The following is a 21,799-nucleotide window of genomic DNA, read 5'->3' on the forward strand; positions in this document are numbered from 1 at the left end:
TCAGGCCGGGAGGTCGGTCGGGGCCGAGAAGCCGGTCGGGGCCGGGAGGCCGGTCGGGGTCGGTCGGTCGGGAAGAGCAGATTGGTCGGGAAAGGCCGGGAGACCGGTCGGGGTTGGTTGGTCGGGAAGAACAGGGTCGGGGGCGGGCCGGTCACCGACGCGTTCGGTCAGGTGGGCGGCGAGGGCGTCGATGGTCGGGTGGGTCCAGGCAAGGGTCGGCTCGACGTCCAGGTCGTACTCCGCCTCGATGTCGCCGCACAGGCTCATCGCGTACACCGAGTCCATGCCGTACTCGGCGAGCATGGCCGACGGGTCGATGTCCGCGGGGGAGCGTTCGAGGTACTCGGCGACGCGCTGCGTGAGCCAGTCGCGGATCAGCGTTTCGCTGGGCAAGGGGGCCTCCGTAGGGGGTGGTGCACCGGGTGAGGGGGAGCCCGGTCTATCTGCCGGCGAGGGCGCGGAGCTCGGGTTCGAGCTCGGCGTGCAAGGGGCTGAGGTCGCCCGCCAGGAACATCTCGCGCATTCGCCGCCGCTGGATCTTGCCGCTGGTGGTCTTGCCGACGCCGCCCCGCTGGACGAGGACGACGTTCATCGAGGGCAGGCCGAAGGCTCTCGCCAGCTCGCCTTTGATCTTCCTGGCGAGGCCCTCGTACGTGAGGTCGCCCAGGTCCTTGGGGCGTACCTCCTGGACGAGTACGACGTGCTCGCGCCCGTTCTCCACGCCGAACGCGGCGGCGGCTCGCGCCGCGGGGTGGACGTCCCGGCTCGCCTCTTCCACATCCTGTGGATAGATGTTCCGGCCGTTGACGATGATCAGATCCTTCAGCCGGCCGGTGACGTATAGCTCGCCGTCGTGGAGGAAGCCGAGGTCGCCGGTGCGCAGGAACGGCCCCTCCCCGGTGGACAGGCGCGCCCGGAAGGTCTCCTCGCTTGCCTCGGCGCGCTGCCAGTACCTCAGCGCGACGCTGCCGCCCGCGACCCAGATCTCGCCGATCCGGCCGTCGGGCAGCGGCGCAGCCGACTCGGGCCGGACGATCCGTACGGTCAGGTCGATCGGCCGACCGCAGGCGACCAGCTCCACGCAGTCTCCTTCCCGACCAACCTGCTCTTCCCGACCAACCAACCCCGGTCGACATCCCGGGGCCGACGGCTCGGCGCGGTCCTGCTCCAGCGCGGCTGCGTCGAAGCGGCCGACGACCGGCCCGCGTCCGCGTTCGGTGCCGGTGACGAGCAGCGTCGACTCGGCCATGCCGTAGCCGGGCGCCCAGACCTCCCGGCGGAACCCGAGGGCGCCGAACCGCCGGACGACCTTCTCCAGCGTCGCGGTGCGGACGGGCTCCGCGCCGTTGAGCGCCCAGGCGAGCGAGGACAGGTCCAGCCCGTCGAGCTGGTCGTCCTTGACCCCGCGAACCAGCCACTCGTACGCGAAGTTCGGCGCGACGGTGTACCCGGCCCGGTAGCGGCTGATCATCCGCAGCCACAGCACCGGCTTCATCACGAACGACACGGGCGAGGTGAAGGCCATGCTGCCGCCCGCGTACAGCGGCTGGAGGAGCAGCCCGATCAGCCCCATGTCGTGGTAGTGCGGCAGCCAGCCTGCGCCGATCCCATTCTCGGGGCGGCCGAGCACCGTGTAGATCTGCGCCGAGTTGTGCAGCAGGTTCCCGTGGGAGAGCAGCACGCCGCGCGGCTCGCTGGTCGAGCCGGAGGTGTACTGCAGGTACGCCGGGGTGTCCGGCTCCAGCTCCGGCATCTTCCACGTGTCCGCGTCGGGGAGTTCGGCGGCGTCGGTGGCGACGCACTCCACCCGGCCGTCGAGGCCGGCGTCGCGCAGCCACGCGGCGAGCAGCGGCGCGTTCGCGCTGTCCGTGAGCACGATCCGGATGTCGGCGTCCTTGATGATGCCCTCCGCGCGTTCGAGCGCGCGGGGATCGGTCGACGGCAGCGGCGACGGCACCGCGATCACCTGCGAGTACAGGCAGCCGAGGAACATCCGGAGGAACTCCAGCCCCGCCGGGTAGAGCAGCAGCGCCGCCTCCCCGCCCAGACCCGCGCGGCCGAGCCACGCGCCGGCCGACCGCGCGCGGCGGTCCAGCTCCGCGAACGTCGCCCGCTCGACCTCGACCAGGTCGCCCTTGCGATCGTCGACGAACACGTACCAGCGGTCGTCTCCGAAGCGCGCGACCTGGGCGCGCAGGTGGTGCACGAAGCTCGTCATCGACCGTCCCCGTTCATGTGGTGATTCCCCCGGGCCCGTCCAGCGCGGCGCAGGCACGGCCCACGCCGTCCTCCGCCGCGATGCGTCGGCCGATCAGCGCCGCCCGGCGGCGCATCGCGCCGTCGCGTACGGTCGTGGTGATCCGTTCGGCCAGCGTTCCCGGCCCGAGCCGCTTGATCGGCAGCGGTGGCGGCCCGGCCCCGATCGCCGCCACCCGGTCGCCCCAGAACGGCTGGTCGCCGAAGAACGGGCAGATGACGGCGGGGATCCCGGCGCGCAGGGCGGCGGCGGTGGTGCCCGCGCCGCCGTGGTGCACGACCGCGAGCGTCTGTGGGAAGAGCCACGAGTGCGGCACGTCGCGTACGACGAGGATGTCGTCGTCCGCGTCCTCGTACTCCCCGAAGGCGACAATCCCCCGGACGCCCGCGACGCGCAGCGCCGCCCGTATCGTCCGGAAGGCCGCCTCAGGGTCGCGGGGCACCATGCTGCCGAAGCCGGCGTAGACCGGGGGCGGACCGGAGGCGAGGAAGTCCGTGAGCCGCGGGTCCGGGGTCCAGGAGGGCTCGTCGAGGAACCAGTAGCCGGTGACGTGCACGGACGGCGGCCAGTCCGGCGGCCGTGGCACGATGGCGTCGCTGAAGCAGGCCAGCACCGGGACGTCCCGGATACGTCGCATCGGGCCGCGCATGGAGAGCTTCGGCAGGCCGAGCGCGTCCCGGCGCCACGGGTCGACGATGGGCCGGCCCAGCTGCCAGGCGATCTGGTCGACGAGGTGGAAGCTCAGCCGCTCGGCGCCGAACGCCCGGCGCACGAGCGGGTGCGGGAACGCGCTCGTCGGATGGCTGGGCTGAAAGTGGATCAGTGCCTCGTCGACGTGCAGGTACTCGGCGAGGTGATGCCCGATGAATCCCAGCGTCGGGCAGAGCAGCAGATCGGCGTCCTTGGAAGCGGACCGGATCTCCTCGAGGAGCATCTCGGCCATCGGCCGGATGAGCCGTTTGAACCCGCTGACGAACCGCACCGGGTTGCGGCCGCCCAGCAGCCATTCCCGGACCTCGTCGGTCTCCAGGAGCCGCGCCGGGTCGACGGACAGGACGGCCGTGTCGAGTCCTGCGGCCAGCGACTCGTGGCCGGCGGCGATGATCAGCCGTACGGCGTTGCCGCGCGCGGCGAGTCCCCGGGCGAGCGCGACGCAGGGCTGGACGTCCCCCCGGGAACCGGCCGCCAGTATGACGATGGTGCGTGCCACCGCGGTCACCGAGTGCTCTCGGCAGGAGGCGACCAGGTCAGCAGCGGCGGCCGTTCCGGGGCGTCGGTGGTCTCGGCAGACGGTGACCAGGTGAGCAGTGGCGGCGGTTCCGGCGTGACGCGAGCGCCCGCGGTCTCGCTCCATTGGGGTCGGGCGTGTCGGGCGCGGCGCTTCCTGGCCGGCAGCGAGAGGAGGGCGATCAGCGCGCCGAGGCAGACCAGTCCGGCGCCGCACAGCAGGCCGATCGAGGTCGCGTGCTGGAACGCGGCGGCGTGAGTCGCCCCCGAGGCCACCTCGGAATCCTGCCGCGCCGCGATGATCAGGCCGATGACGGCGATGCCCAACGCCCCGGAGACCTCTCGCCCGACGCTGAGGATCCCGCCCGCGACGCCGTGGCGCTCGTCCGGGATCGAGCCCAGAACGTACGCGGTGAGCGGCATGTTCAGCGCCGAGCCGACGCCGATCAGGGCGACGCCGGGCAGCAGGTCGGCGTAGCCGTCGCCGGGGCGCAGCAGCGCGAACGCCGTCATCCCGACGGCCATGAGCAGCAGTCCCCAGGCGATCGTGGACCGGGCGCCGAGCTTCCGGCCGACCCAGAACGACACCGGGGTCAGGAGTGCGATCACCACGGCCGGCGGCAGGAACACCGAGCCGGTCTTGGTCGGGGAGAACCGCAGCACCTCCTGCAGGAACAGCGAGGCGTAGAAGAGCACGCCGTTGAAGCCGACGCCCCACAGGATCTGCACGGCGACGCCGCCCGCGAACGCCCGGCTCCGGAAGAACACCACGTCGATCATCGGCGTGGCGGCCCACCGCTCGACGACGATCAGCGCCACGAGCCCCACGGCGGCCAGGGTGAGCGCGCCGAGCACCAGGCCGCTGCCCCACCCGTGCGCGGAGACCTCGCTGAGCGCGTACGTGACGGCGAACAGCGTGGTGCCGGAGGCGAGCATGCCGGGCAGGTCGACGCCCTGCGCCGTGGTGTCCCGCGACTCCGGGATGACCAGGAGGCCCAGCAGGACGACCAGCAAGCCGGGCGCGAGGTTGATGAGGAAGATCCAGTTCCACGCCCAGTGCTGGGCGATGTACCCGCCGGCCACCGGGCCGAGTGCGAGGGCCAGTGCGGCAGAACCGACCCAGACGACGGTGCCGGTCGCCTGCTCGCGTTCGGTACGGCCGACGGTGACGAGCGCGAGCCCGGCCGGGATGACCAGTGCGCCGCCGGCGCCCTGGACGACCCGGGCGGCGATCAGCGTCTCGGCCGTCTGCGCCAGGCCGGCGAGCCCAGACGCCGCTGTGAAGATCGTCAGACCGATCAGGAAGATCTTCTTGCGGCCGTACACGTCCGCCATCCGGCCGCCGGCGAGCATCACGCTGGCGAAGATCAGGATGTACGAGGTGGCGATCCACTCCAGCGTGGACAGGGAAATGCGCAGGTCACGCTGGATCGACGGCAGCGCGACGTTCACGACCGTGTTGTCCAGCGTGGTCATGAACCCGGCGACCGCGATCACAGTGAGCGTCCATCCATGTCGCGCGCGGGTCATTCGCCCTATAACGCCATATTCGCCACCGGGAGTCTTGTCATCGTCGTGATAAGGCCTGTGGGAGAAAAGTGGCCTATGTGCGCATCGGTACTCATGCCGGATAAGACACTGTCTTCACTACCTCAGCGTCTTTTCTCACGTGACCGTGTGTAATGGGGGTAGCACAAATGGCGGCTACCGAGCCGGGCGAAGCCGGCCCCCGCCGACTTGGAAAGTCGGCGATTCGCCGGTTTCTCATCGACGCCGTGGCGAGCCGATGTCGGGTGCCCTCTTCCGAGGTCGACCCGGACCAGCCGCTCGATGAGTTCGGCCTGACCTCGCGCGATGCGGTCGCCATCGCCGGTGAACTCGAACGCCTCATCGGCGCGCGGCTGCCCGCCACCCTCGTTTACGAACATCCGACCATTGCGCGGCTCACCGATGTCATCGCCCACGGTGAATTCTCCACTCCGGACGGTGATTTCGCTAATCGGCCGGATTCGGCCACGACCGATTCCGCCGAACCCATTGCGGTGGTAGGAATAGGCTGTCGTTTCCCCGGCGGCGTGTCCGGGCCGGCGGCGTACTGGCGATTTCTCCTCGACCGTGGCGACGCGATCCGCGAGATCCCTCACGGTCGCTGGGACGCCTTCGACGACGGCACACTCGAGGACGTCACCCGGTTCGGCGGATTCCTCGACGACATCGCCGGCTTCGACTCGCGGTTCTTCGGCATCACGCCCGACGAGGCCGACGTCATGGACCCGCAGCAGCGGCTTCTCCTCGAGGTCGCCTGGGAGGCGTTCCAGCACGCGGGCGTCGCGCCGCCGAGCCTGCGCGGCAGCCGCACCGGGGTGTTCGTCGGCGTCTCCGCCCCCGAGTACGGCTACGTCACCGGGACCGCACCGCTACGGCCCTGGACCGCGACCGGCGCTGCGCTGAGCATCGTCGCGAACCGCCTGTCCTACCTCCTCGACCTGCGCGGCCCATCGATGATCGTCGACACGGCCTGCTCGTCGTCATTGGTCGCGACCCACCTGGCCGTACGATCCCTGCGCGAGGGGGAGAGCGACCTCGCCGTCGCCGGCGGCGTCAACGTCCTGCTCTCCCCGGTGATCACCAAGACGTTCGACCTGGGGGGAGCGACCGCCCCGGACGGCCACTGCAAGCCGTTCGACGCGTCCGGGGACGGCATGGTCCGCGCCGAGGGCTGCGGCGTCATCATCCTGAAACGACTGTCGGACGCGCGGCGCGACGGCGACCGCGTACTGGCACTGATCCGCGGCTCGGCGGTCAACTCCGACGGCCGCTCCAACGGCCTCATCGCCCCGAACGCCGAGGCCCAGGCAGCGGTCGTCCGCTCGGCGTACGCGGGCCTCCCCCGGCCCGACTACGTGGAGGCACACGGCACCGGCACGTTCCTCGGCGACCCGATCGAGGCCCGCGCCCTCGCCACCGCCCTACGCGGCCCGGACCCCGACGGTCGGTCCGTTCTGATCGGGTCGGTCAAGTCCAATCTCGGGCACCTGGAGGCCGCCGCCGGTGTCGCCGGGCTGATCAAGGTCGTCCTCGCGTTGGCTCACCGGCGGATCCCGCCGAGCCTGCACTACCGCGAGCCGAACCCGCACATCGACTTTCCAGAGCTCGGGCTGGCGGTCGCCGCCGACGAGACGCTGTGGCCCGAGACCGGCCGGCCCGCCCTCGCCGGGGTCTCCGGCTTCGGATTCGGCGGCACGAACGCGCACGTCGTCCTCGAAGAGGCTCCCGTGGCGGAGGACCGGCCACGCCCCCGCCGCGAGCCGGCCGTGCACACCCTCCTGCTCTCCGACGTCGAGGCCGACCGGATCGGGCCGTACGCCGCACGCCTCGCCGACTGGCTCGAGGCCGCACCCGACTCGGCCGTGCCGGACGTCGCCCACACACTGAGCCGCCGTTTCGGGCGGGGCCGTGCCGCCGCCGCCGTCGTCGGCCGCGACCGCGCGGCGCTCGCGGAGGCGCTTCGCGCTCCGCGCGTCACCGGCGTCACGATCGGCCGGGACGCCCGGCCGGTCTGGGTGTTCTCCGGGTACGGCGCGCAGCGGCCCGGCATGGGCCGGCGGCTCCTGGCCGAGGAACAGGCGTTCGCCGCCGCCATCGACACGCTCGACGGGCCGTTCGCGGCCGAGGCCGGTTTCTCGCTGTGGGACGCGCTGGAGAGCGGCGAACGGGTCACCGGCGTGTACCGCACGATGACGACGCTGTTCGGCCTGCAGGTCGGGCTGGCCGCGCTGCTGCGCTCGTACGGCGCCGAGCCCGGCGCGGTGATCGGCCACTCGATGGGCGAGGTCGCCGCGGCGGTCGCCGCCGGGGCGCTGCCCCTCGTCGACGGCGTCAAGGTGATCAGCACTCGGGCGCGCCTGCTCGACGGCATCGCCGAGACGGGCGGCGGGGCGATGCTCGTCCTCGGCTGCTCGGCCGTCGACGCCCTCGGCCTCGTACGGGACGGCGTCGACGTGCACGTCGCGGTCCGCTCGTCGCCGCAGCAGACCGTTCTGACCGGGGACGCCGACGAACTCGCCCGGGTCGCCGACCGCGCCACCGACGAGGGCCTGCTGGCCCGGCTCGTCCAGGCGGAGGGCGCCGGGCACTCGCCCGCCGTCGACCCGATCCTCGACCCGCTGCGCACAGAACTCGCGCACGTCCGCAGCGGCCCGACCGACGTGCCGTTCTACTCCACCGTGCTGGAGGACCCACGCGAGGCCCCGGCGTTCGACGGCGACTACTGGGCCGCCAACGCCCGCCGGACCGTACGCCTCGCCGACGCGGTCGCCGCCGCTGCCGAGGACGGCTTCACGACGTTCGTCGAGGTGAACGCGCATCCCCTGCTCGCCCAGGCGATCGCGGAGACCGCCGACGGCGCGCTCGTCGTCCCGACGCTGCGCCGCCCGCCCCGACACTCCGGCCAGCCTGAGGCGGACGACACCGTCACCTTCCACGAAGCGCTCGCCACGCTGACCGTCCACGGCCACCTGCCCGCCCCCACGCCGCCGGGCCGCGTCGTCGACGTACCCGTCCCGGCGTGGGAGCACCGCCACCACTGGATCGACGTCCCGCCGCGCGGCGCGGCCGGACAGCATCCGCTGCTCGGCTCGCACATCGAACTGCCCGGCGAGGACCGGCACGTCTGGAGCGCCGACGTGGGCACGGCCGCGTCGCAGTGGGCCGACCGGCCGTTCGGGCAGCCGCTCCTGCCCGCCGCCGCGTACGCCGAGATCGCGCTGGCCGCGGGTGCCACGGCCCTGAGACCGGACGTGACCGTCACCGGGCTGCGCCTGGACCGGTTCCTGCCGCTCGAGGATCACACGACCGTCACCACGTCCCTCACGGTCACCGACGACGAGGCGGCCGTCATCGACGTGCACGCGCGCACCGCCGCAGGCACCTGGACCCGCCTGGCCTCCGCCACCGTCACACCGAGCGGCGGCCCCCCGGCCGATGACACGGGCGTGGACACCGAGGTCGAGATCGGACCGGCCGAGGAGGGCAACCGTCACTTCCGGCTCCATCCCGAAGTGTTCGGCCGCTGCCTGGCCGCGCTCGCCGACCTGCTGGACGGTGGCGCGTCCGCGACGGACCTGGCCCGGCCGGCCTGGCTGCCGGAGTCGATCGGCGCCGTGCGGGTGTACGGACCGACGAGGAATGGGGGCCGCTGCCTCATCCGGCTCACCTCGACCAGCGACGGCCGTACCGCCGACCTCCGCTTGGTCGGGGAGGCGGGACGGATCCTGCTCGAGGCCACCGACATCCGGCTGCGCACGTACGGACGCACCGACCTGCCCGTGCCGCTGAGCACGAAGCTGGCCGAAGTCATCTGGGAGCCCGCCGAAGCGTCACCGACAGCGGACGGCGACCTGTTCGCGGACGCGGTCGTGCTGGTCGCCCCCGGCGACCCGATGGCCGAGGAACTGCCCGCCGCATCGGTCCACGAGATCACCGACTGGGCCGACGCCGAGGGGATCGCTCGGGACCTCGTGGCGGCGCTCCCGGCGCAGGTCGTGGTCCTCGTGCCCGGGGATCTGACCGGCGAGCGGCTGGTGCTCGCCTTGTCCGGTCTGGTTCGGGGGCTGACGAGCGGGTCCGCGCCACCCCGTCTGTGGCTGGTCACGCGGGGTGCGCTCCGCCCGGCGGGCATGGGCGCGGGCGAGCCGGGGCAGGCGTTCGTCGGTGCGATGGTGCGGGTGCTCGGGTTCGAGACGCCGGCTCTGCGCGCCACCCACCTCGACCTCGACGTCACCGGACCGGCGAGTGTGGCCGCCGCGCAGATCGCCGCCGAGTTGCGCGCCCGCCCGGCCGACACCGAGATCGCCTGGCTGGGTGGTGCCCGGTACGTCGCGCGGCTGGCCGCCGCACGCCTCGGCGACGGGCATGGCCCGGAGTCGGCGAGTGCGGGCCGGACCGCCGGCCACCACACGCCGGGCGGCCGGACTGCCGGCCACCGCGCGCCGGACCGGACCGCTGGCCACCGCGCGCCGGGCCAGACCGCCGGCCACCGCACGCCAGGCCGGACCGCCGGGCACCGGCCGCGCCCGGTCGTCCGGCGGGGAGCCGCGTACGTGATCAGCGGGGGCTACGGCGGCCTGGGCCTGGTCACCGCCCGGCTGCTGGCGGAGCGTGGCGCGGGACGGATCGTGCTGTCCGGGCGGAGCGGCCCGCCGCCCGATGCGGAGAAGGCCATCAGCGAGCTGCGCGAGACCGGCGTCGAGGTCGAGGTGGTCCTCGGCGATATCGCGGCACCCGGCGTGGCCGAGCGGATGGTCGCCGCCGCCGGGGACCGGCTGCGCGGCGTTGTCCACGCCGCCGGTGGACTCGCCGACCGGATCTTCACTGACATCGACGCGGCCGACCTGCGCCGCGTCTGGGCGCCGAAGGTCGACGGCGCGTACCGGCTGTACGAGGCGGCGCGCGGGCATGACCTCGACTGGTGGGTCGCCTACTCCTCTGCCGCGGCCCTGCTCGGCTCCCCGGGCCAGGGCGCGTACGCCGCCGCCAACGCTGCGGTCGACGCCTTCACCGGATTCCTCCGGGAGCAGGGCGTGCCCGCCGTCACGATCAAGTGGGGCACCTGGTCCCGGGTCGGCGGCGCGGCGAACCTGACCGGCGGTCCCGTGAGCGGCATCGACCCGATCACCCCAGAGGAGGGCGCGGAGGCCTTCGAAGCGCTGCTCGCGCACGACCGGGCCGCCACCGGCGTGCTCCGTTTCGATCCACGCCAGGCGGTGACCGCGTTCCCCGAACTCGGCCGGATGCCGTACTTCTCCACGCTGGTCGGCACGCTCCCGGAGGTCGCGGACGACTGGCCCGGCCCGGAGGCGTTGCGCGCCTTTGAGCCCGTCGCCGCCCGCGCGCTGGTCCGCGACCGGGTCGCCGAGCGGGTCGCCACCGTCCTCGGATTCCGCCCCGACCCGGCGCAGTCTCTGACCGACCTCGGCCTGGACTCGCTCGTGGCGGTCCGCATCAAGAGCGCGCTGGAACACGACTTCGGGCTCACGGTGCCCGCGACGGTGCTGCTGCAGGGCGGCAGCGTCGAGGTACTGACCACCTGGGCGCTCACCGAACTCGGCCTCGCCGACCCCGAGCCGGGCGAGGAGGCGGGCGGCCGGACGTCCGGCACCGCATCCCACCCCAAAGGCAAAACCCCCGGCGTCACATCCCGCATCGACGGCAGGACTCCCGGCGGCGCGTCTCGCCCCGGCGGCAGGGCCCCCGGCGCCGCACGGCGCCCCGAAGACCGGGCGTCCGGTGCCGCGCGCCGTCGCCCTGAAGACCGGGCGTTCCGTGTCGCGCGCCGCGCGGAAGGCGGGGCGTACGTCGACGCCCGGGACGCCTCTGAGCGGCTCGTCGTCCGCGTCTTCGAACGCGTCCTCGGCACCGACGGTGTCTCGGCCACCGACGACTTCTTCGCCCTCGGTGGGCGCGAGGATCAGGCGCGTACCGTGCTGGAGATCCTCGAACTCGAGGTGGGCCGCCCGATCGACCACGCGGAGCTGTTCGCCCACCCGACGGTCGAACACCTCGCCTCGGTGATCCGCAAGGGTGAGGAGGAGGCCGCGCGCCGCATCATCCGGTCCCTCAGCCCGGCGACAGGCGGACGGCCGTTCTTCTGCGCGCATCCGGCGGGCGGGACGACCGGTGTGTACCGGCAGCTGGCCACGCTCGTCGGCGGTCCGTTCCTCGGGCTGGAGCGCTTCGCCGACGCGCCCAGTGTCGAGGAGCGCGCCGCCCGCTACGCCGCGCTGATCCGGGAGGCGCAGCCGCAGGGCCCGTACCGGCTCGGCGGCTGGTCGTTCGGCGGCGTGGTGGCGTACGAGACGGCCCGGATCCTCGGCGACGTCGAACTCCTGGCGCTGATCGACGCGGGGATCCCCCGGCAGGTCGGCGACACGGCGGAGGCCGCCGCCCGCAGGTACGCCGACTTCGTCGCCTACCTCAACGAGACCTACGACCTGGGCGTGTCACTCGGTCGGGAGGAGCTGCGTTCGCTCGATGAGGACGCGCAGCTCGCCCTGGTGATGGAGCGCGCCGCGCCGCTCATGGAGGCGCTGCCGCCCGCGATCCTGCACCACCAGCTCACCTCGCACGAGGACACGCGGTCGCTGGAGGCGTACCGGCCGGAGCCGTACGACGGGCGTGTGGTCCTCTACCGCGCGACCGAGCCGACGCCCTGGACCGTACGGGACGCCCGGTACGAGCTCGACGAGACCAACGGCTTCGGCGACCTGTGCCCGCGTCTCGAGGTCGTCCCGATCCGGGGCGCGCACCACCTGAACCTGCTCGATCCACCTGCCGTCCACGCCCTCGCCGGCCATCTGGGGGCACTCCTCACTGGGAGGTAATCCATGTCCGATCTGCTCGAAGCGGTCCGCGCGGGCGCCGGGCCCGCCGATCTGCTCTCCTGCGAGCTGCCGACGCGGTTCCGCGCCGCGCACACGCTCAAGGACGAGGTGGGCATCTTCGACGGCGAGACGGACAAGGACGTCCGGCGCTCCATCCACGTCGGTGAGGTGGACATGCCCGAACCGGCGCCGGACGAGGCCGTCGTCGCGGTGATGGCCGCGGCGATCAACTACAACACGATCTGGTCCGCGATCTTCGAGCCGATCCCGACCTTCGCGTTCCTGGAGAAGCTGGGCCGTACGGGCCCGTGGGGCGCACGGCATGACCAGCCGTACCACGTCCTCGGCTCCGACGCCGCCGGCGTCGTCGTCCGGACCGGCGACGGCGTGCACAACTACAAGGTCGGGGACCGGGTCGTCGTCCACGCCGGCGTCGTGGACCACCAGCACCCCGCCAGCCAGGAGGACAGCATCTCCAGCCCCGCCCTCGCCTGGGGCTTCGAGAACAACTACGGCGCGTTCGGCGAGTACACCGTCGTGAAGGCCAACCAGCTGATCCGCAAGCCCGCGCACCTGACCTGGGAGGAGGCGGCGGCGAACACGCTGTGCGCGGCGACGGCGTACCGGATGCTCGTCGGCGCGCACGGCGCCCGCATGAAGCAGGGCGACGTCGTCCTGGTCTGGGGCGGTACGGGGGGACTCGGCTCGTACGCCGTGCAGCTCGTCAAGAACGGCGGCGGCGTCCCGGTCGCCGTGGTCGGCTCTGAGGAGAAGGCCGAGCTGGTCCGGCGGCAGGGCTGCGACCACGTCATCAACCGCACCGAGCTGGAGCTCGGCGAGGAGGGACTGCGCAGCCCGAAGGCGTGGCGGCGGCTAGGCGAGCGGATCCGCGCCCTCTCCGGGGAGGACCCGCACATCGTGTTCGAGTACCTGGGCGCGGAGACGTTCGGGGCGTCGGTGTACGTCGCCCGGCGCGGCGGCAGGATCGTCACGTGCGGTTCGTCGACGGGCTACCGGCATGAGTACGACAACCGGTTCCTGTGGATGAACATCAAGAGCATCGTCGGCAGCCACGGGTTCAACTACCACGAGGCCGTCGAGACCAACCGCCTGATCGGCCTGGGCATGATCCACCCGACCCTGTCCAGCGTCTACACCCTGGACGAGGCGGCCGAGGCGACCCGCGCGGTGCAGACCAACCAGCACATCGGCAAGGTCGGCCTGCTCGTCGGCGCGGAGAAGGAGGGACTCGGCGTCGAGGACCCGGCCCTGCGCGAGCGCATCGGCGAGGACAGGCTTACCCTGTACCGCCGCTGACCCGCCGACCGCGTCCCGCCGGTCACCGCGAGGCCGATCCCGCCGCAGCAGTGGCCGACGAGGCCGTCGCCGCATGCCGACCGTGCCACGGCCTGGGTGCGGATGCCTGGGCGGCTGACCTCAGGGCAGCTGTGGGTAGAGCGCCGAGACGCCTACGGCGAGCGCTGACTGCGCCTGGCGGGAGGCGTTGTCCGCGAGGATCTCGTAGGCGCCGGCGGCGATGCCGTCGACGGCGATCCGGGCGATGGCGGCGGGGTCGGACTTCGGCGCGGTGACCTCCCGGACCATGTCGGTGTCCATATAGCCAACGTGCAGTCCGGCCACCCGGATGCCCTGGTCGGCGAGCTGCAGGCGCAGGGCGTTGGTGAGCGACCACTCCGCGGACTTGGCGGCGCAGTAGGCGCCGACCTCCGGGAAGCTGACCCAGGACAGGCCGGACAGGATGTTGAGGATCGTTCCGCCGCCGTTGGCGGCGATCTGGGGCGCGAAGCCCCGGCTCACCGAGAGGGTGCCGAAGTAGTGGGTGTCCATCTCCATGCGGATGTCGTTCAGGTCGGCTGTGAGCAGGTCGGCGCCGGGTGCTGAGCCGGCGTTGTTGATCAGGACGGTCACGTCCCCGGTGGCCTGGGCGGCGGCCGCAACGGAGGCGGGGTCGGTGATGTCGAGCGCGATCGGCTTGGCGTCCGGCAGGTCGACCTGGTCGGGGTTGCGGGCGCCGGCATAGACGGCGGCGCCGCGGCTGAGCAGTTCGGCGGCGAGTGCCCGGCCGAAACCCCGGTTGGCGCCGGTGACGAGGACGGTGCTGGTGGACAGGTCCATGGAAAGCTCCTGGGTGAAGTGAGAAGAGTGGATCGAATCGACCGCGCCGCCGGTCTTCCCGGTCGGGCCGCAGGTCAGGTCGTCGGTCCGGCGTTGTGGGCAGGGTGGTGACCGGTAGGCGGGCGTCAGGCGGTGGTCGCCGGTCGGAAGACCAGGAAGGTGGTGGCGTGGCCTATCGCTGATGGCGGGCTCAGAGCCGCCGGTGTGCCCGGTCGGGGCGGTTTGCCGGGCGGGCGTCAGTCGGCGAGCTGGTTGAGCTTGCGGATCTGTTTGTCGAAGGCCCGGGCGGGGACGATGCGGCGCAGCTTGCTGACGCGTCCGGCCACCGAGCCGGCGGTGTAGCGCAGCTTCGGCTTGGAGTCGGTCGCCGCCGCGACGATCGCTTTGGCGACGACGGCGGGCTCGTCGCCGTCCTTCATCGCCGCCGCCATCACGTCATCGAAGATTCGCCGCTGCTTCGCATAGACCTGCAGAGGCACGTCGGGCTCCATGGCGTTCGCTTCGAAGCCGGTCCTGGTGTAGGCGGGCTGCACGAGAAGGACCCGGACGCCGTGCTCGCGGACCTCGTGGTCCACCGACTCGGAGTAGCCCTCGATCGCGTGTTTGGTCGCGGCGTAGCCGGCCATGTACGGCGCGGGGACGAATCCGAGCACGGAGGAGATGTTGATGATGCGTCCGCTTCCCTGAGCGCGCATGTGCGGCAGGACAGCCTTGGTCATGCGGATGACGCCGAAGACGTTGACGTCGAAGACGCGCTGGTCCTGGGCGACGGAGCTTTCCTCGGCGGCGCCGGACGCGCCGAGACCGGCGTTGTTGACCAGGACGTCGATCCGCCCGAACCGCTCGATCACCTGCCCGACCACGGCGTGGACCGACGCGTTGTCGGCCACGTCCAGGTCGAGGAGTGTCACACCCTCGATCGGGGCGACTTTCGCCGTGTTCCGGCTTGTTCCGATCACCTCGAAACCTGCTTCGCCGAGCGCGAGGGCGGCTGCCTTCCCGATGCCCGAGGACGCGCCCGTCACGAGCGCCACCGGCCGGTTCGTCGTCATCATGGACTCCTGACCTCATTGAATTACGATCGTAATCCTATGCATGAGGTTCGACGGATGGCAAGCAATCCCTGCGGCGAGCGGGGGCGTGCGGTGCGGAAATGAGCGCAATCGTGCGCCAGGCGCCGGATCATCGAGACGGCGTCGATGGCTTGGGATCGCCGTGCTCATGGGCGCCGTCGGCCGAACCGCCGTCGGTGTCGGTAGCGGAATATTGGATTACGCTCGTACTGTCATGGGTGGTGAAAGTTGGCGGAGGGCGGGCGGCCCTTGCGACGCGTGGAGGAACGTGTGGCCCGGTACGGGAAAGAGCACAAGCAGGAGACGAGGCGGCGGATCATCGAGACCGCCGGCCGCCGGTTCAAGCGCGACGGCATCGACGGCTCGGGGATCGCCACGCTCATGGCGGACGCGGGGCTGACCAACGGTGCCTTCTACGCCCACTTCGCGTCCAAGGACGACCTCGTCACCACTGCGGTCGCCGCCCAGCTCCGCGAACAGAGCGCGAGCTTCGGCGGGCTGGCGCCCGGCCGCGCAGGACTCGAGCAGTTCGTGCGTGCGTACCTCTCGGTTGAGCACCGCGACAACCTCGAGGACGGCTGCCCGTCCGCAGCCCTGCTGGATGAGATCGGGCGCTGCACGGACGCGACCAAGCGCGTCTACACCGACGGTGTGCTGGCCGTCATCGACGACTTCGCCGCCCGCCTCGCGCCGGACGATCCGCTCTCGGCACGTGTGAAGACGCTTGGCCTCCTCGCCATGATGGCCGGGACGCTGCAGCTCTCCCGTGCTCTCGCCGACCGGCAACTCGCCGACGAACTCCTCGAGCAGGGCATCCACAACGCCCTCGCGCTGCTGGGCAGCGAGGATCAGGCTTGACACGCATCACCCGGCCGTCGTCTGGCCAGGACCGTCAGCGCAGGAGGGATCGGGCGGTCGGGGTCAGTGTCAGTCGCCGTGGCTCACCCGTGATCGTCGCCGACAGGCGCGGCAGCACCTGTCCGTGCCAGGCTCGGGAATGCTCCAGCCGCCGAAGGTGAGCGGCGAGATTGGCCTGGTCGGCGAACCGGGCGAACCACACGAAGACGTTCTCGCCAGTCCGTACGGGCAGGGCGGGGTAGGTGTTCTCGGCATGTTCGGTCTGCAGGCACGCGAGCGGCGTGGCTCCGGTCTCGGCCAGCACCGGCCGCACCTGGTGCGTGAAGAAGTCCGCGAACTCCTGATCGAAGGGCCGGTCGCGGTGGTAGATGGTCGCGACGACGAGCGACGACGGCGCCCCCGTGTGCCCGATCGGGGACCGGGACGCGGCGGGCGCGGGAAACCCGGACCGCTCGTCCACCGGCCGTAGCAGCAGCACGTCCGAACTGTCGATCATCGTGGCGTTGGCCGAGTCCCGATGGGCCGCCCATACCGGGCCGCCGTAGAAGGCGCGGAGGGCGGCCTCCCGCCGGTGCATGTCCGGAAAGCCGCGCAGCCAGACGAATCGATCGGCGGCGTCCACGTCGCGGAACTGGCCCAGCAACTCCATGCCGGTCGCCTCCTGGGACTCGACGAACTCCCGCTCGAAGAGGTCGATCAGGACGTCGCGCTTTCCGTCGTGCAAGGTGTACTGCCGCAGCTCCACGACGCTGGATCGGGCACCGTTCATCGGACTCCTTCTGTAACTGGTTTTATTACATTTCGGCCGCGTCGGATCCGCCGACATCGACGCTCACTTCGCCTGCAAGGTCTCCCGGAGCACGTCGGCGATCGATGTGCGGCCGAGTTCGCGTCGCAGGGCCTGCTCGGCGCCCCCGTAAACGGACCCGAGTGCCGGCCGGATGCCTCTGCCGACCGGGCACTCCAGATTCGGCTCGGTGCGATGCAGCCCAAAGAGCGGCTCCCGCTCGACCGCGTCGTACACCTCGACGAGAGAGATCTCCTCGGGCGGTCGGGTCAGACTCCAGCCGGCCCCGGCACCGTGGCGGACGCTCACGAGTCCCGCCCTACGGAGATCTCCCAGACTGCGCCGGATGATCACCGGATTGGTGTTGACGCTCGCGGCCACCTGGTCGGAGGTCAGCTCATCGCGCCCTTGCCGCTGGGCCAGCGCCATCCACGCCAGGGCATGAACGGCGATCGTGAGTCGGCTGTTCGCCGCCATCGCACCTCCTGTAACAAGGAATGTTACAGCTAAGCTCGGCGGCGATACTCCCGGATCAACACGCCCACGGCAGCAGGCACCGCAGGCCGCGCTGACCGGGTGAGCAAGGCGGTGCCCTTGGCCGCGGCCGCGTCCAAGGCGAGGTTCTCCAACGAGATCAAAGACCGCACGAGCGGATGGTTCGGCGGCGGGGTGAGGTCGACGAGCGCGCGGCCATCCTGGAGGGCACGCCGCGCTCTCTCCAGCAGATCCTCCAACAAGGCCCTGGTCCCCGGCGTATCACGGGCGTTCTCAAGGTCGGCACGTGAGACACCATGTCGTTCGAGGACCTCGAGGGGGATGGTGAGCCGTCCGGCCTTCAGGTCCTCCCGTAGATCCTTGATGTTGTCCAGTCGCTGACCGGCATCGATATAGGAACGGCAGGCGGACCGAAACGCCGGGTCGTCGGCGGGACCCACCAGACATGCCACGAGCATGAACGCCGGCAATGAGTACGCGTCGAGGTACTGCTGATAGTCCGCTTCGGTGGCGAAGCCGGAGCTGTCGATGTCCGTCGATGCCGTAGCGAGGTAGTCCTCCAAGTGCCGCTGAAGCCCGGGATGGGCGGTGACGGTGTTCAGCAACGCACGGATCAGCGGTTGATCGCCTTCGCCGGTGGACAGGCCCAGGCGGACCTGCTTCTCCCACCCTTCATACGCCTCGACGCGCTCGGCGCGAGGATGGTCCGAATCGAGGATCGTGTCGGTGTGGTGCATGAACGCCGTTGCGGCGATCACATGTGGCACCAGGGGAGCGGGCAGCAGCAGCCGTGCCGCAAGATAAGGGCCCCGCCGGAACCGGGCGACCAGCCTGCGCTGCTCGGTGTAGTTCTTTCGCAGTCGGGGCTCGGTGATGCCCGCGGCGTCAAGCGCCTTTCTCCAGGTGGTCATGAACCAGCCCCCATGCACCAGTGCCGCCGCTGTATTTCCACCATCGGGTAATGCCGCGACTCGACGGGATTTCTCTACATTATGGAGTGTCCGGGGGCAAGGGGGGACTCACTGCGAATGATGGGATATGCGTAGATGCGTGCGTTGACGCCGCTAGTGGTGTCGGGGGTTTTCCTGCTCGGCGTGTCGGCTTGTGGCACGGCGGACCGGCCGACTCGAGCAACGGCGGACGTGTCCACCGGCTCGGCTGCCTCACCGGGATGTGACGGGGTCGCCGTGGGACCGGCGCGGGAGGTCGTCTCGGTCGCCGACCGTGCCCGGCTGGGGCTGGACGTTTGGCCCGACACGGCTCTGGGCGTATTGAACGACGGAGGCGGCAAGTACCGATTCTTCGCGACCGGTACGCCCGGCTCGCGGCCTCCGCAGAAGGTCATCGTCACAAGTGGGACGCTCAATGACCCGGTGGCCGGTGGCGTCCGGAGCACCCAAGCTGTCGCCGGCATACCGAGCGGCTACGACTATGCGGGTGGTGGCCCGGTCTTCCGCGATACCCGAAGCGGGCAGGTGCTGGAGATGCTGCACCTCGAGCGTCCGTACGGGAATGACCCGTCGAAGTTCTACACCGAACTGCACCTTGGGCGTGTCGATCCGAAGACGGGAAAGGTGGTGCGGCTCGGCGAAATCGTGCGGCCGCACGTTGATTTCGCAACCGCGAAGCGGACACAGGCCACGATCGATCTCGGCGCGCCCTCGTTCAGCGTGACGAAGGTCGGTACGACCTCATACCTCTATGTCTACTTCGCGGACGCCTCGGCCGACGGATCAGGACGCATTGTTTTCACCGGACTGTCGGTGGCACGCGCACCGCTCGCCTCGGTGCTGGCCGCGGCCAAGCGGGGAAAGGTGACCGCGTGGCACAAGTACGCGGGCGGCAAGTGGACGCAGCCGGCGCTGGGCGGCGCGTCCGCGGACATCAACGCGGGCCGGCCGATGGCCTGGGCGCCGGATGTCGCCCGCGGCAACGGACGTACGATCATGGTCGCCGGCGAGTCACCGCACGAGATGGTCCTGTCCACTTCGACGAACGGTGTGAGCGGATGGTCCGCGCGCCATCCGCTGTGGCGTGACCCGGATTCCTTCGACGCCTACCCGACCATCGTCGCGGCCAGTGGCGCGCCGAACGCGCCCGGCACGACGTTCTTCGTCCACTACACCCAGTGGCAGAGCGCGACACCGGACTGGTCGAAGGCCCGGCTGATGCGGCGGACGGTGCGGTGTACGAAGGGAACGCCCGCGACCGCGACCGCCCTGGTCCGCTACAGCAACGGGACCCGGCATCAGGTCACGACCGGACCCGCTCCCGCCGGCTACCACGAGGAAGGGCGTTGGTATCTGCGCTCCGCGCAGGAGCCGGGCACGGTCCCGCTGTACGGCTGCCGTAACGGACAAGACGATCAGTTCCTCTACAAAGAGGCGGACTGCGGCGGCTCGCAGTACGCGATCGTCCAGACGGAGGGCTGGATTCACACCACCCGGCCGGCCGGTCCATCCGTGCCCCTCTACCGATGCCACATCGCCGGGATCGGAGATCACTTCGTCTCCGTGCGCGCGGACTGCGAGGCGCCCGGAAACGCGAGCGTCACCCAAGAGGGCCTGCTGGGATACGCACTCACCCGCTGATCGTCGAGGACGTCGAACAGCTCGGTCACCGCTGAGCGCAGCCAGCCGAACCACGTCGGGAAGGCCGCATCCTTCACCAGCTCGTCCCAAAGTGAGGGCAGGGCCTCTCTGGTGTCCAAGATGGTCCCCGCACACGGGAAAGGTCGTCTGGGCCCGGTTAGGTCCTTAAGCTCTCCCGCCTGGGCAGGCTCTCGTTGCGCACTTCTCCGAAGACCGGCGCCCAGGCGGGGGTCCCTCTTATCTCAGGCTGGAGCCGCGTTGGCGGGCGTATGTCCAAGCCGAAATCGCCGTGCGTCACGGGGCGGCGGATCGTACGGTGGGGGCATGAACACGTCCGTAGGTCAGGTGATGATGCGCCCCGCGCGGGGCCGCTGACGCTGGACGGACGTTCGATCCGAGGCCCTGATACGGGGCCTCGATCCGTGTTCGCGCATCGGAGCCCCGGCTCCTGGAGGTTCCGATGACCCACCGACATGTCTATCTCACCACCACCATCCCGTACGTCAACGCCCGTCCGCACGTCGGGTTCGCGCTCGAACTCGTGCAGGCCGACGTGCTGGCCCGACATCATCGCCGCCGCGGCGACCAGGTCAGATTCCAGGCCAGCACCGATGACAACGCGCTGAAGAACGTGCAGGCCGCCGAGCGGGCCGGTGTCCCGGTCCAGGAGTTCGTCGACCGGAACGCGGAGGCGTTCGTGGCGTTGCACCGGCCGCTGTCGCTCTCGGTCGACGACGTCGTGCACACCAGCCGCGATCCGCGGCACCGGATCGGTGTCGAGCGGTTCTGGCGGGCGTGCGAGGCTGCGGGCGACCTCTACCGCAAGTACTACGAGGGCCTGTACTGCGTCGGATGCGAGCAGTTCTACACCCCCGCCGATCTCGACGACGGCCGCTGCCCAGAGCACGGGACCACGCCGCAGCGGGTCGCCGAGGAGAACTGGTTCTTCCGCCTGTCCCGTTACGCCGGCCGGCTCCACGACCTCGTCGAAAGCGGTCGACTGCGCATCGAACCGGCCGAACGCCGCAACGAGGTCCTGAGCTTCATCGCGGGCGGGCTGGAGGACTTCTCCGTCTCGCGTTCCGTCGCACGCGCCCGAGGCTGGGGCATTCCGGTACCGGGCGACCCCGGCCAGGTCGTCTACGTGTGGTGGGACGCGCTCGGCAACTATCTGACCGCGCTCGGGTACGGCACCGACAACGCGGATCTGCGGCGTTGGTGGTCGGCGGCCGACCGCCGGATCCACCTCGTGGGCAAGGGCGTGCTCCGTTTCCACGCGGTGTACTGGCCGGCCATGCTCCTGTCGGCCGGACAGCCGCTGCCCACGGAGATCCTGGTGCACGGCTACCTCACCGCCGACGGCAGCAAGATCAGCAAATCCGGCGGTAACACCGTCGATCCGACGGCGCTGGTCGACGCGTACGGGACCGACGCGCTTCGCTGGTGGCTGCTGCGGGAGGTGCCCCGGGTCGGAGACGCGGACTTCACCCATGACCGGCTCATCGCACGCGCCGACGACGAACTCGCCAATGGCATCGGCAACCTCGTCAACCGGGTGATCGCGATGCTCCACCGGTACCGTGACGGCCGCCCGGCCGTGCACCCTGGCGACCGCTCGGGCGATGAGGTGGCCGAGGCGTGCGAACGAGCACCGGTGCTCGTCGACGCGGCGCTCGACTCGTTCGACTTCCGGGCGGCGACGGGGGCCGTCCGGGCGATCGCCGACGCCGCCAACCGGTTCGTCAACCGGGTCCGTCCGTGGGAGCTCGCGAGTGCCGAGCGGGCCGGTGACCGCGACGCCGCCCGGGATCTCGACGCGGCCCTGGCGGTGTCGCTGAGCGCGTGCCGGACGCTCGGCGAGCAACTGTCGCCGTTCCTGCCGGACGCCGCGGATCGCATCGTCCGGCAGTGCACGGCGGTCGACGGCCGGGTGCCCGCGCCGTCGCCGGTCTTCCCGAGACTCGCCCGTCCGTGATCGGCGATGGCCGATGGCG

Annotated in this window: 14 protein-coding genes; 5 read left to right on the top strand and 9 right to left on the bottom strand. The window is 71.2% G+C overall.

Going from position 1 to position 21,799, the window contains the following annotated elements; translation table 11 throughout:
- From AB0I04_RS17645 to AB0I04_RS17660, 4 genes are read right to left on the bottom strand one after another with little or no spacing between them, the layout of a single operon-like run.
- Positions 1 to 393 carry an acyl carrier protein gene (locus AB0I04_RS17645; RefSeq protein ID WP_360885532.1) on the bottom strand — a complete coding sequence of 131 codons (393 nt, stop codon included), beginning with the start codon at positions 391 to 393 and terminating at the stop codon, positions 1 to 3.
- Positions 394 to 439: 46 nt separating this feature from the next.
- Entirely contained in the window at positions 440 to 2,218 is a 1,779-nt protein-coding gene (locus tag AB0I04_RS17650) for a fatty acyl-AMP ligase (protein WP_360885534.1), read from the bottom strand.
- A gap of 13 nt (positions 2,219 to 2,231) precedes the next feature.
- On the bottom strand, positions 2,232 to 3,467 hold the full coding sequence (locus AB0I04_RS17655) for a glycosyltransferase (protein ID WP_360885536.1): 1,236 nt from the start codon (positions 3,465 to 3,467) through the stop codon (positions 2,232 to 2,234).
- Between the two features lie 5 nt (positions 3,468 to 3,472).
- Positions 3,473 to 5,014: an MFS transporter gene (locus AB0I04_RS17660; RefSeq protein WP_360885538.1), complete on the bottom strand. Its 1,542-nt coding sequence runs from the start codon at positions 5,012 to 5,014 to the stop codon at positions 3,473 to 3,475.
- 167 nt (positions 5,015 to 5,181) lie between these two features.
- On the opposite strand from AB0I04_RS17660, the gene AB0I04_RS17665 reads away from it, so the two are divergent.
- Positions 5,182 to 11,865: an SDR family NAD(P)-dependent oxidoreductase gene (locus tag AB0I04_RS17665; protein ID WP_360885540.1), complete on the top strand. Its 6,684-nt coding sequence runs from the start codon at positions 5,182 to 5,184 to the stop codon at positions 11,863 to 11,865.
- A 3-nt stretch (positions 11,866 to 11,868) separates the two neighbouring features.
- Positions 11,869 to 13,182, top strand: coding sequence for a crotonyl-CoA carboxylase/reductase (gene ccrA, locus AB0I04_RS17670; RefSeq protein ID WP_360885541.1), 1,314 nt, complete (start codon positions 11,869 to 11,871; stop codon positions 13,180 to 13,182).
- A gap of 120 nt (positions 13,183 to 13,302) precedes the next feature.
- Here the strand turns inward: ccrA and AB0I04_RS17675 are convergent, their stop codons facing one another.
- Complete coding sequence (locus AB0I04_RS17675; protein WP_360885543.1) at positions 13,303 to 14,001, bottom strand: SDR family oxidoreductase; 699 nt, start codon at positions 13,999 to 14,001, stop codon at positions 13,303 to 13,305.
- A 236-nt stretch (positions 14,002 to 14,237) separates the two neighbouring features.
- The gene (locus AB0I04_RS17680; protein ID WP_360885544.1) at positions 14,238 to 15,053 is read right to left on the bottom strand and encodes an oxidoreductase; all 816 of its coding nucleotides are present in this window, start codon (positions 15,051 to 15,053) and stop codon (positions 14,238 to 14,240) included.
- 279 nt (positions 15,054 to 15,332) lie between these two features.
- Between AB0I04_RS17680 and AB0I04_RS17685 the strand changes: the two genes are divergently transcribed.
- Positions 15,333 to 15,932: a TetR family transcriptional regulator gene (locus AB0I04_RS17685; protein ID WP_360885546.1), complete on the top strand. Its 600-nt coding sequence runs from the start codon at positions 15,333 to 15,335 to the stop codon at positions 15,930 to 15,932.
- A gap of 34 nt (positions 15,933 to 15,966) precedes the next feature.
- Here the strand turns inward: AB0I04_RS17685 and AB0I04_RS17690 are convergent, their stop codons facing one another.
- From AB0I04_RS17690 to AB0I04_RS17700, 3 genes are all read right to left on the bottom strand, one after another.
- The gene (locus tag AB0I04_RS17690) at positions 15,967 to 16,701 is read right to left on the bottom strand and encodes an NIPSNAP family protein (RefSeq protein ID WP_360885548.1); all 735 of its coding nucleotides are present in this window, start codon (positions 16,699 to 16,701) and stop codon (positions 15,967 to 15,969) included.
- A gap of 63 nt (positions 16,702 to 16,764) precedes the next feature.
- On the bottom strand, positions 16,765 to 17,196 hold the full coding sequence (locus AB0I04_RS17695) for an Rrf2 family transcriptional regulator (RefSeq protein ID WP_360885550.1): 432 nt from the start codon (positions 17,194 to 17,196) through the stop codon (positions 16,765 to 16,767).
- A 29-nt stretch (positions 17,197 to 17,225) separates the two neighbouring features.
- A complete protein-coding gene (locus AB0I04_RS17700) occupies positions 17,226 to 18,125 on the bottom strand; it encodes a squalene/phytoene synthase family protein (protein ID WP_360885552.1) in 900 nt (299 codons plus the stop codon).
- 276 nt (positions 18,126 to 18,401) lie between these two features.
- Here AB0I04_RS17700 and AB0I04_RS17705 point away from each other — a divergent pair, with 276 nt between their 5' ends.
- Together AB0I04_RS17705 and metG are read left to right on the top strand one after the other, a co-directional pair.
- On the top strand, positions 18,402 to 19,805 hold the full coding sequence (locus tag AB0I04_RS17705; protein WP_360885554.1) for a hypothetical protein: 1,404 nt from the start codon (positions 18,402 to 18,404) through the stop codon (positions 19,803 to 19,805).
- 460 nt (positions 19,806 to 20,265) lie between these two features.
- The gene (gene metG, locus AB0I04_RS17710; RefSeq protein ID WP_360885556.1) at positions 20,266 to 21,780 is read left to right on the top strand and encodes a methionine--tRNA ligase; all 1,515 of its coding nucleotides are present in this window, start codon (positions 20,266 to 20,268) and stop codon (positions 21,778 to 21,780) included.
- Positions 21,781 to 21,799: the final 19 nt, after the last annotated feature.

Origin of the sequence: Actinoallomurus sp. NPDC050550, assembly GCF_040655075.1 — a bacterium.
In the GTDB taxonomy this organism is placed as follows: domain Bacteria; phylum Actinomycetota; class Actinomycetes; order Streptosporangiales; family Streptosporangiaceae; genus Actinoallomurus.

Coding starts and splice junctions, on each gene's coding strand:
- AB0I04_RS17650 (WP_360885534.1), bottom strand. CDS start 2,218: ATGACGAGCTTCGTGCACCACCTGCGCGCCCAGGTCGCGCGCTTCGGA.
- AB0I04_RS17660 (WP_360885538.1), bottom strand. CDS start 5,014: ATGACCCGCGCGCGACATGGATGGACGCTCACTGTGATCGCGGTCGCC.
- AB0I04_RS17665 (WP_360885540.1), top strand. CDS start 5,182: ATGGCGGCTACCGAGCCGGGCGAAGCCGGCCCCCGCCGACTTGGAAAG.
- ccrA (WP_360885541.1), top strand. CDS start 11,869: ATGTCCGATCTGCTCGAAGCGGTCCGCGCGGGCGCCGGGCCCGCCGAT.
- AB0I04_RS17675 (WP_360885543.1), bottom strand. CDS start 14,001: ATGGACCTGTCCACCAGCACCGTCCTCGTCACCGGCGCCAACCGGGGT.
- AB0I04_RS17680 (WP_360885544.1), bottom strand. CDS start 15,053: ATGACGACGAACCGGCCGGTGGCGCTCGTGACGGGCGCGTCCTCGGGC.
- AB0I04_RS17690 (WP_360885548.1), bottom strand. CDS start 16,701: ATGAACGGTGCCCGATCCAGCGTCGTGGAGCTGCGGCAGTACACCTTG.
- AB0I04_RS17695 (WP_360885550.1), bottom strand. CDS start 17,196: ATGGCGGCGAACAGCCGACTCACGATCGCCGTTCATGCCCTGGCGTGG.
- AB0I04_RS17700 (WP_360885552.1), bottom strand. CDS start 18,125: ATGACCACCTGGAGAAAGGCGCTTGACGCCGCGGGCATCACCGAGCCC.
- metG (WP_360885556.1), top strand. CDS start 20,266: ATGACCCACCGACATGTCTATCTCACCACCACCATCCCGTACGTCAAC.